10 protein-coding genes are annotated in these 10,217 nt (G+C 65.2%); 3 read left to right on the forward strand and 7 right to left on the reverse strand.

Annotated features, from left to right (window positions below):
• Nucleotides 1-700 (reverse strand): lysophospholipid acyltransferase family protein (locus RJQ10_RS14320; protein ID WP_350147770.1); only part of this gene is annotated, 700 nt, incomplete at its 3' end.
• Between the two features lie 62 nt (nt 701-762).
• Complete coding sequence (lpxL, locus tag RJQ10_RS14325) at nt 763-1,710, reverse strand: LpxL/LpxP family Kdo(2)-lipid IV(A) lauroyl/palmitoleoyl acyltransferase (RefSeq protein WP_350147772.1); 948 nt, start codon at nt 1,708-1,710, stop codon at nt 763-765.
• A gap of 134 nt (nt 1,711-1,844) precedes the next feature.
• On the opposite strand from lpxL, the gene waaA reads away from it, so the two are divergent.
• Nucleotides 1,845-3,107 (forward strand): lipid IV(A) 3-deoxy-D-manno-octulosonic acid transferase, encoded by a 1,263-nt coding sequence (gene waaA / locus RJQ10_RS14330; protein ID WP_350147774.1) that lies wholly within the window; start codon nt 1,845-1,847, stop codon nt 3,105-3,107.
• Here waaA and RJQ10_RS14335 read toward each other — a convergent pair.
• From RJQ10_RS14335 to RJQ10_RS14355, 5 genes are all read right to left on the reverse strand, one after another.
• Nucleotides 3,104-3,601: a chalcone isomerase family protein gene (locus tag RJQ10_RS14335; protein ID WP_350147776.1), complete on the reverse strand. Its 498-nt coding sequence runs from the start codon at nt 3,599-3,601 to the stop codon at nt 3,104-3,106. The two genes, waaA and RJQ10_RS14335, sit on opposite strands and share 4 nt — an antisense overlap.
• The gene (locus RJQ10_RS14340) at nt 3,582-4,160 is read right to left on the reverse strand and encodes a DUF2878 domain-containing protein (protein WP_350147778.1); all 579 of its coding nucleotides are present in this window, start codon (nt 4,158-4,160) and stop codon (nt 3,582-3,584) included. The genes RJQ10_RS14335 and RJQ10_RS14340 overlap by 20 nt, the downstream gene beginning before the upstream one ends.
• A 66-nt stretch (nt 4,161-4,226) precedes the next feature.
• Nucleotides 4,227-4,799 (reverse strand): nuclear transport factor 2 family protein, encoded by a 573-nt coding sequence (locus tag RJQ10_RS14345; protein WP_350147780.1) that lies wholly within the window; start codon nt 4,797-4,799, stop codon nt 4,227-4,229.
• A 119-nt stretch (nt 4,800-4,918) separates the two neighbouring features.
• The gene (locus RJQ10_RS14350; RefSeq protein ID WP_350147782.1) at nt 4,919-6,289 is read right to left on the reverse strand and encodes an APC family permease; all 1,371 of its coding nucleotides are present in this window, start codon (nt 6,287-6,289) and stop codon (nt 4,919-4,921) included.
• 63 nt (nt 6,290-6,352) lie between these two features.
• On the reverse strand, nt 6,353-7,714 hold the full coding sequence (locus tag RJQ10_RS14355) for an aminotransferase (protein WP_350147784.1): 1,362 nt from the start codon (nt 7,712-7,714) through the stop codon (nt 6,353-6,355).
• Between the two features lie 128 nt (nt 7,715-7,842).
• On the opposite strand from RJQ10_RS14355, the gene RJQ10_RS14360 reads away from it, so the two are divergent.
• Nucleotides 7,843-9,192, forward strand: coding sequence for a glutamine synthetase family protein (locus RJQ10_RS14360; protein ID WP_350147786.1), 1,350 nt, complete (start codon nt 7,843-7,845; stop codon nt 9,190-9,192).
• Nucleotides 9,193-9,391: 199 nt separating this feature from the next.
• On the forward strand, nt 9,392-10,099 hold the full coding sequence (locus RJQ10_RS14365) for a carbonic anhydrase family protein (protein ID WP_350147788.1): 708 nt from the start codon (nt 9,392-9,394) through the stop codon (nt 10,097-10,099).
• The last annotated feature ends 118 nt before the right edge of the window (nt 10,100-10,217 follow it).

The raw sequence follows: 10,217 nt of genomic DNA on the forward strand, positions 1-10,217 counted from the left end.
GCAGCCGCTGGCACCAGGTCATCAGCGGGATGGCGCCGGACTTCTGCAGCAGCTTCGAAACCAGGGTCATGGTGCGGATCTCGATGCCGAAGAAGGGCGCATAGGCAACGCCCGCGGCCCGCGGGCTCTGGTCCGGCAGGATGCCCGCGACTTCGCCCTCCCGCAACATACCGATCAGGCGACTGAGCCCGCGGCGGTCACCGGGCACGTACTCGGTGCCCTGGCGGCCGCGCTGGGCGGTCATGTAGGCCTCGAAGCCCGGCAGGGAGGGCGGGCTGTAGAGTGCCGCCATGCGGTAGCGCGAGGAAAAATACAGGCCGCACATTTCCCAGTTGCCCAGGTGGGGGGCGAGCAGGAGCAGCCCCTTGCCGCTGGCGCGGGCCTCGGTCAGCAGTTCCTCGCCCTCGACCTCGCGCACCAGCGCCAGGCAGCGTGGTACCGGCCACTCCCAGATCAACGGGATCTCCATGCCCACCTGGCCGGTGTGGCGCAAACTGTCACGGACCAGTCGCTGGCGCTGTTCCGCACTGAGTTCCGGGAAGCAGAGCCGCAGGTTGACCTCGGTGACCCGGCGCGAGCGATTCGGCAGCCAGCTGGCCAGAGTCCCCATGGCGCTGCCCAGGCGCTGGGCAGCGGGCAGGCTCAGCTTGCTGACGAGCCGGATCAGGCCGATGAGAAGTCGCGCGCGAGTGATGGCCATGGTGCGGGTGGCTCCAGGTGCAGGGTCAGTGGGCAAAAACTACCATCCCGGGACAGGCAAGGCTATTGGCTGCTGCGGTAGGGGTCGGGATCATCCGCCGAGGGGCGGGTCTTGAAGCGCCGGTGCATCCACAGGTATTGCTCCGGATGGCGCCGGACCTCCCGCTCGATGGTGGCGTTGACCAGCGTCGCGTCCGCCAGGTCATCGGCCGAGGGGAAGTTCTCCAGCGGCGGGTGAAAGTAAATGTCGTAGCCCACCGCATCGCCGCGCCGGAAATGGCTGTAAGGCAGCACGGTGCAGCCGCTGTGTTCGGCGATGCGCGAGGTGGCGGTGATGGAGGCAGTGGCGATACCGAAAAAGGGCGCGAACACAATGCCCTTGCGTCCGTAGTCCTGGTCGGTGGCATACCAGACCATGCGGTTTTCCCGCAACCTTCGCAGCAGGCCGCGCAGATCCTTGGCCGACAGTGCGGCGCCGTAGTGACGTTCCCGGGCCCGGGTCATGAACGCGTTGAGCAGGGGGTTGTTGTGGTCGCGCTGCATGACGTCGGCCTCAACGAAGCAGGTGACCAGTGTGCCGCAGAGATCCAGCGAGCTGTAGTGGCCGCCCAGCACGAGAATGCCCTTGCCGCGCTCGAAGGCGGCCTCGACATGCTCGAGGCCGTGCACACGGGTGTGGCGCAGGAAGTGCTCGGGCTTGCGGAACCAGGCCAGCCCGATTTCCAGGATGCCGATACCGTTGGAGTGAAAGGCGCGGCGCACCAGCACGCGCTGCTCCTCCGCCGTCAGCTCGGGGAAACACAGGCGTATGTTTACCTCGGCGATGTGCCGCCGCCGCGGCAGCAGGCGCCAGGCCAGATCCCCGACCCCCTTGCCCAGCCACCACTGGGCCCGCAGCGGCAGCTGCGCCAACAGCCACATCAGGCCGACCAGCAGCCAGGTGGGCCACCAGCGCGGATGCAGGTAGCGGCTGTAGCGGGTATCGCGGGGCATTTTCCGGCGCTTGCTCACGTCGCGGGGTGCTCACTCTGGTTGCGGTTCAGGGCGCAAGTTTACCAGCCCGATCGCGGTCGGCGGGAATACTTCGGCAGCAGTTGCCTGCCGCTTTCGGTAGAATGCCCTCTGCTCACGGTTGCGGACCTGTCATGTTGCGCGCGCTTTACTCCCTGCTGTTTCGCCTGGCCCTGCCCTTCGTGCTGCTGCAGCTGTGGTGGTCCGGTCGTGACAATCCCGGGCTCCGCAGTCACTGGCGCCAGCGCCTGGGCTACCTGCAGTCCGCGCCGCGGCAGGTGATCTGGATCCATGCGGTGTCAGTGGGCGAAACCATCGCCGCAGTCCCCCTGGTCAAGGCCCTGCTCCGGGCCTATCCGGACCAGCAGATACTGATGACGGCGATGACCGCCACCGGCGCCGCCCGGGCCCGCGCCCTGTTTGGCGGGCGGGTGCAGGTGGCGTTCTCTCCCTACGATACCCCCGGTTCGGTGCGTCGCTTCCTCGACCGCGCCCGGCCCCTGGCCCTGGTCATACTCGAAACCGAGCTGTGGCCGAACATGGTCGGCCTGACTCGCGCCCGGGGCATCCCGGTCATGCTGGTCAACGCGCGGCTGTCGGCGCGCTCCGCCCGCGGCTATCGACGTATCGGTGGCCTGGTGCGGCCGATGCTGGCGAGCCTGGACTGGATCGCCGCCCAGGCGGAAGAAGATGCGCGCCGTTTCGTCGACATTGGCGCCTCGGCGCAGACGGTCACTGTCACTGGCAGTATCAAGTTCGATGTCGAGATCGACGCCGGGTTGCGTCGCCAGGCCGCCAGTCTGCGCCAGGCCCTGGGCGACAGCCGGCCGGTGTGGATTGCCGCCAGTACCCACGACGGCGAGGACAGCCAGATCCTGGCCGCCCACCGGGCGGTGCTGGCCCACTACCCGGAAACGCTGCTGATCCTGGTGCCGCGCCACCCGGAACGCTTCGAACAGGTGGCGGTGGAGGTGGCGGCGGCAGGCCTCAAGCTGGCCCGGCGCGCCCGCGGTGACAGTGCCCGGGAAGCCCAGGTGTACCTCGGTGACAGCATGGGCGAGCTGCTGTTGCTGTACGGCGCGGCTGATCTGGCCTTCGTAGCCGGCTCCCTGATCGAGCGCGGCGGTCACAACCCGCTGGAGCCTGCGGCCTGGGCCCTGCCGGTCATTACCGGGCCGCACGTGTTCAACTTCGAGGTTATCTACGACGCCCTGCAGCGGGGAAACGGCTTGTTCCGGGTGGCGGACAGTGCCGGTCTGGCAGATGCGGTGCTGGCGCTGCTGGCGGATCCTGTACAGCGCCAGCTCAGTGGGCGCAACGCCCTGGCCATTGTGGAGGCGAAGCGGGGGGTGCTGGAGAATGTCCTGGCGGGGATAGTCGCCCGCCTGCCGTTCTAGAGTTTGCCGAGCAGGGCCTCGCGCAGGGCGGGGCGGCTGGTATCCGGCGACAGCCAGATGGCAACAAAGTGTTCGCCAAAGTCAGCGTCTTCCATCATTCCAAGCTTTTCGCCGTTGAGATAGAAAGTACTGCGATTCTGCGCGTCAAGTTCCAGGGCGATGACATCGTTCTTGCCCACGTCCGGCCACAGCGCGGTGAGTTCCGCCAACCAGGCGTCGCGCCGCTGGTGGTTCACCTGCAGGTGATCCCATTCCGCCCCGGTCTGCTCTACCAGCGCCTTCGCCTTGATGTTGCGCAGGTATTCGATTTCCAGGCGCAGCGGGCGCTGGTCGGGCTCGTAGCGGCCGTCGGTGGTGTACAGGCGGGAATCGTACACGGAGAAGAACATGACGTTGAGCCGGGCCTCCCCGACCATTTGCAGCGGCTCGGAATACGCCGCGGCGGTGGCCGCAATGACCAGGGAAAACGCGAGACTAGCCAGGTAGCGGATCATGACTCTCAAGCTCCATGGGGCTGAAAAAACGCCGATACAAATAGTATAGCGCGGGCAACAGAATGGACCATACCAGCGCCATGATCAGCAGGCTCTGCCACAGGGGCCAGCCGAACTCGACCGCGCCCAGACGGGAGCCGGCATAATAGTTGAAGGGTACAACGAGTGCGCCGGCCAGAGCCGCCAGCCAGGGCCGGGCGCCGAGGAAGGCCAGGCTGCGCCCGGGGGTGGTGGCGAAGGCCAGCCACAGGCAGCAGAGCCATCCCGGCATCAGTATCCCGCCCTGGAACTGGAACACACCGATCAGGCTGAGCCCCGTGTCGACCGCGATGCCAATGCCCCCGAGCAGGGCCAGCTGGCGCATTTCCAGGCGCCGCCGTGGTACCAGCAACAGGTGCAGGCCGATCAGCCCCAGGCTGACCGCCAGCAGGTCATCGCGCCCCAGCACCGTGCAGAACCAGGTACTCTGGAACCAGAGCGCGTTGAACCAGGCCTTTTCGCTGAGTTGTCGGGCGAAGGGCAGGGGGGCGGCGGCGCTGTCAGCAAGCGGTGTCGTCATGCCATTTGGACCACGAGGATGGACCTTTGTTACGCCCCGCCTGGCTCCGCGGATCAGGCCGGTCCCTCAGCTGCCGTGGACACCCAGGTAGTGGGAGCTGAGCTTGGGCGCCTTGTCCAGGGTCTCGTTGATCTCGTAGAGCCGCTCGTAGCGGGTCTCGCGGATCAGCCAGCGACCATCGACCTTGACGTAGCGATCCCAGTACAGGGCAGTGCCGGTGGTGAGTGCATTGTGTTCCAGCAGCCACATGTGGTCGGCCAGATACCAGATGCCCGTGGCCTCGGCGTCGCCGAGGATCTGGATCTCCGGCTGGTGGCCGTTGTGGTGACCGATGGAGCGCGCGGTGAAGGACTGGCCGATATTGGCCAGGTAGTCGGCCTTGCCGCTGACCTTCCACTCGTAGCTGCCACCGATGAAATGCACCTCGACATCATCGTGGAACAGGCCGCCGAGTTCGTCCAGGTTGGCGGTGTCGATGCAGCGGAAGTAGGCGTGCTTGAGCTGCTTGATGGCCTCGATGTCCATCAGGCGCTGGACATCCCTGCGCAAGCCCTCGATATCGGTACCGGTGGCCACCAGGGGCAGTCCCTCGCGGATACCCATGGTGGTTTTGTTCAACTGCTGCCGCTGCGTTGTCATTGTTCGCTCCCTCCAGGCTGTTATTGCCGGAAAGTGTAAGCGCCGCATGTTCGGGGGTCATCTGCCGGGGGCTGAATAGTTAGGCCCGGCAAGAGAACCGTTGGCGTTCACCGGCGAGCTCAGCGCCCGCGGTGCTTTTCGGCGCTGCGGATCACCCCCTCACCCAGCAGCAGGGTCACGATCACGCCGATCAGGACCGGCCACTGCACGCCTTCTGCGGGTGTATACACGAACAGCACGATAGATACTGCCAGCACCAGGAAGCAGGCCCAGGCGCACAATCGGGCCAGCGGCATGCCGCCGGGGATGCGGTAGGGCCGGTGCCGGTTGGGGTCCGTGCGCCGCAGTTTGAGGAAGGTCAGCAGCATACCCAGGTAGGGCAGCAGGAAGATTACGGCGCTGAAGGTAAACAGGGACCAGAACAGGTCCTCGTTGGAGAGCGCCAGGAAACCGTACATCAGCAGCACCACCGTGCTGACGAAGCCCATCAGTACCGCGGCTCCGATGGGTGTGCCCAGGGACTTGTTCTCGAAGGCAAAGATGCGCGGCAATTCGCCCTCCATGGCCGCTTCCGCCGCCGCCCGGTTGCAGCCCAGGGCCCAGGTCACCCCGTTGGAGAAGAATGTGTAGAGTGCGCCGATGCCGAGGACGGTGACGAAGATGGCGCCGGCGGCGCTGCCGCCGAAAAACAGTTGCAGCGTGTCGATCAGGCCTTCCACCAGATTGATGTCGGCGGCGGGAATGGCGGCCAGCACCGCCATGGTCCCGCAGACATAGAGCACCAGGATGATGACGCCGGAGATCAGGATGGAGCGCGGTACGTCCCGGGCCGGGTCGCGCATTTCCTCACTACCGGCGCTGACCAGTTCGAAGCCGAGCATGCCGTAGATGATGGCCGGGATATAGTGAATGCTGTTGCTCCAGTCCGGTGTCAGGGTCGCCAGCGTCAGCGGATTGGCCATGCCGTGGTTTCCCACGTGGATGATGGCGCCAACGATAATCGCGATGAAAATCAATACCTTGAGTATGGCGCCGAGGTTGGGGATCCACTTGCCGACCTCCAGGGTGACCACGTTGACCACCACCGCCAGCCAGGTCAGGGCGATGCCGATGGCGATCTGCCATCCCAGGCTGAGCTCGGGGAAGAACATCTGCTTGAAGACCCCGGCGAAGAGAATGAAGATCGCCGGCATCCACACCGCGGTGTTGACCCAGTAGCACCAGGTTGCGCGGGCACCCCAGCGGCCGCCATAGGCATCCCGGATCCAGGCGTAGATCCCGCCCTGTTCCGGGTAGGCGCAGCCCATTTCGGCGCAGATCAGGGCGAAGGGTACGAAGAACACCAGCCCCAGCAGCAGCCACCAGAACACGCTGGGTGCACCGACCGAGGCGGCGGCGGTGAGAGTGTCCAGCAGCAGGATGGCGGAAACCGTGAACAGTACCATGTCGCGCTGGCGCAGGGTCCTGGTGTGCACGATCTGCTCGCTCATTGCGGTGGTCCTTTGGCGGCGCCAAAAAAAAGCCCGGCGGGGTAGCCAGGCTAAGGGGAAATGCTAGTTGACGCCATAGTGCGCCGCGGTTTCATCGAGCGCCTGGTGCAGCTTCTCCACCAGGATGTCGATTTCCGCGGTACTGCTGACCAGCGGCGGCGCGGTAATCATGGCATCGCCGGTCTGGCGCACCATCAGGCCATTGCTGTTGGCGCGGTCGCGGCAGTAGACAGCGGACTGGCTGTCGGGCGCGAGGCGCTCGCGGGAGCCCTTGTCGCGGACCAGCTCCACGGCGGCAAACATGCCGCGGCCGCGTACCTGGCCCACGATTGGATGGCTTTCCAGCTCCCGCAGGCGGCGCTGAAAATGCGGCGCGATGTTTTCCGCCGCGCTCTGGATGATGTTGGTTGCGTGCAGGGTCTGCAGGGTCGCCAGGCCAGCGGCGCAGGACGCCGGGTGGCCGGAGTAGGTCAGGCCGTGGGTGAACTCGCCGCCATGGGCCAGCAGTACGTCGGCGATCTGGTCGCTGATCATCACCCCGCCCAGGGGGATGTAGCCGTTGGTGATGGCCTTGGCAAAGGTCATCAGCTGCGGCTTGATCTGGTAGGTGTCGCTGCCGAACCACTGCCCGGTGCGGCCGAAGCCGCAGATCACTTCGTCGGCAATCAGCAGGATATCGCGCTCGTCGCAGATGCGCTGGATTTCCGGCCAGTAGGTGTCCGGGGGCACGATGACGCCGCCCGCGCCCTGGATAGGCTCGGCGATAAAGGCAGCGACGTTGTCCTCTCCCAGCTCGTCGATCTTCTGTTCCAGCTCCCGCGCTACCTTGAGCCCGAATTCGTCCGGGGACAGGTCGCCGCCCTCGGCAAACCAGTGCGGCTGGTTGATGTGGTGGACGTAGTTCAGGCCCCAGACCTGCTGGTGCATGGCGTTCATCCCGCCGAGGGAGCCGGCGGCGATGGTGGAGCCGTGGTAGGCGTTCTTGCGGCTGATAAAGTGTTTCTTGTTCGGTTTGCCGAGCAGGTCGAAGTAGCGGTGTACCAGGCGGATGTTGGTGTCGTTGGCCTCGGAGCCGGAGTTGGTGAAGAAGACGTGATTGAAGCGCTCGGGGGTGATCTCCACCAACGCCCGGGCCAGTTCCACCGCCGGCTGGTTGGAACAGCGGAAGAAATTGTTGTAGAAGGGCAGCTCCTGCAGCTGGCGGTAGATCGCTTCCACGATCTGGTGCTGGCTGTAGCCGAGATTGCAGCACCAGAGCCCGGACATGCCGTCCAGCAGTTTGTTGCCGTCGGTGTCGTGGATGTAGATGTGCTCGGCCCGGTTGACGATGCGCCCGCCGTGGGCGGCGTAGTCGCGCAGGTCGGTAAAGGGATGGAAGTGGTGGGAGCGATCCAGATCCCGCAGTGCCTGTGATTCAGCTGTCATGTTGGGTGTCCTGAGTATCTACCCGGAAGTGTTATAGTCGCGCACGACTCCGGCGTAGTTTAATAACGTTGTCAGCAAGTGTGGCACAGCCCCCCGCCTAAGCAATTACCCCTAAAGTGGTGTTTTCCATGAACGATGTGCAGCAAAGCCTGCAGGCCTTCCTCAACAGCAATCCCGACATCGAAATTTTCGAGGTCATGCTCCCCGACATCGGCGGCGGCATGCGCGGCAAGTGGGTCACCCGGGACAAGATCCACAAGGTTTTTGCCGGCGAGGTCAAGCTGCCGGCAAGCTCCGTCGCCTTTGATACCTGGGGCCGCGATATCGAGGCCTGGGTATTCAATGGCGGCGATGGGGATGGCTACTGCGAGGCAGACGTCCGCACCCTGGTGCGGGTGCCGTGGATGCCGCGTCCTACGGCCCAGGTGCTGATGTCGATGCGGGAGGCCGACGGCAGCCCTGGCGTGCTGGACCCGCGCTTCATGCTGCGCAACATCATGCAGCGTTTCGCGCGCCTGGGACTGACGCCGGTACTGGCCACGGAAATGGAGTTCTACCTGCTGCAGGAAGAGGCCGATGCCCTGGGCCGGCCTGTGCACACCCAGACCGACCGGGTCGGCGGGCGCCTGAACGCGGGGCAAACCTACTGCCTCGATACCATGGCGTCCATGTCGGAGCTGATGCACGGGATCCGCGACGCCTGCGAAATGCAGCGGCTGCCGGTGGACACCCTGATCAAGGAGGGAGCACCGTCCCAGTACGAGATCAATCTTTACCACAACGACGACGCCCTGCTCGCCTGTGACCAGGCGGTGATGCTGCAGCGCGCGATCAAGGGAGTGGCGCGCAGCCAGGGCCTGCTTGCCACCTTCATGGCCAAACCCTTCGGCGAGCTGGCGGGGAACGGCATGCATGTCCACTGCAGCCTGCTGGATGCCGATGGCAACAACGCCTTCAATGACGGCACCGGCAAGGGTACAGCGCTGCTGCGCCAGGCCATCGCCGGCTGCATGGCAAACATGGCGGACAGCATGCTGTTGTTCGCCCCGCACCTGAACTCCTACCGCCGCTTCCGCCGCGGTACCCATGCGCCCCTCGCGCCCTGCTGGGGGTATGAAAACCGCACCGTGTCCCTGCGGGTGCCGACGGACCAGCCGGCGGCCACGCGGATCGAGCACCGCGTCGCCGGTGCGGATGCCCATCCCCACCTCGCGGTGACCGCGATCCTGGCCGGCATGCTCGCCGGTATCGAGCAGCAGCTGGAGGCGCCGCCGCCGATCACCGGCAACGCCTATGACCAGGTACCCCTGTCACTGCCGCGCTACTGGCCGGATGCCCTGCAGCGGTTCCGCGATTCCGCCTTTATCCGCGACAACTTCGGCCCCGAATTCCAGCGCGTCATGACCCTGATGAAAGAGCAGGAGATGGATGACTTCGACCGCCAGGTGACCGCGCTGGAGTATGACGCCTGCCTGTAGCGGGCGGGTGCCGCACGCTGCCGCCGGGCAGTAACGGGACGTTCAGGCCGTGGTGGCTCCTCGGCGAGATGGGCTGCGGGGGTCGCTTTATAAGAAAAAATCGACGTTAAAAAATTTGAATTTCGAATAGATCGATGTTGAGCCAGTCGGTAAGGTGTCAGCGCTTGGAAATACCCCCCCCCTGAACAAGGAGCTTTGCATGAAGACATTCAAGTCCCTGTCCCGGGCCCTCGCCGTCACCGCGACACTGGCCCTGGTTGCGCCTGCAGTTCAGGCGCTGGAATTGCCACAGACCCAGACCGCGGCCTCGCAGGCAGCACTGTCACCTGCCGCTGCGTTGGCCATGTTGAAAGCGGGCAATGAACGATTTGTAGCCGGCGCCATGTTGCAACGGGATCTGGCTGATCAGGTTGCCGCCACGGCATCCGGCCAGTATCCGCATTCTATCGTGCTGGGTTGTATCGACTCCCGGGTCCCGCCGGAGCTGGTGTTTGACCAGGGCCTCGGCGATATCTTCAGCCCGCGGATCGCCGGCAACGTGGTGACTGCGGAGCTATTGGGCAGTATGGAATTCGCGGCCGGCGTCGCCGGGTCCCGGGCCATCGTGGTTCTGGGGCATACCGAGTGCGGCGCGGTCAAAGGTGCCTGCGACGGGGTCGAGCTGGGCAACCTGACCAGCAACCTGGCGCACATTCACCCCGCGGTGGCAGCGGTGCCCGTTGCCGAAGGCCCTCGCGACTCCAGCAATACGGCCTGGGTCAACGCTGTGGCGCACGAGAATGTAGCGCTGACGGTGCAGCGCATCCTGGCTGACAGCCCGCTGCTCAAGACGCTGGTCGATGAAGGCAAGCTGGTGGTCGTCGGGGCAATGTATGACGTCGCCACCGGCAAGGTCGAATTCCTGTAACAGAATGAGGTGGCAGGCCAGCCTGGCGCCGGCCTGTCACCTGGCAGGCAGTTACTCCCAGGTCATTCCCAGGCGCATGCCCACAGTTCGCGGGCGCTGGGGCCCGAAGAAGTGCGAG

This window comes from Haliea sp. (assembly GCF_040222615.1).
GTDB lineage: Bacteria > Pseudomonadota > Gammaproteobacteria > Pseudomonadales > Halieaceae > Haliea.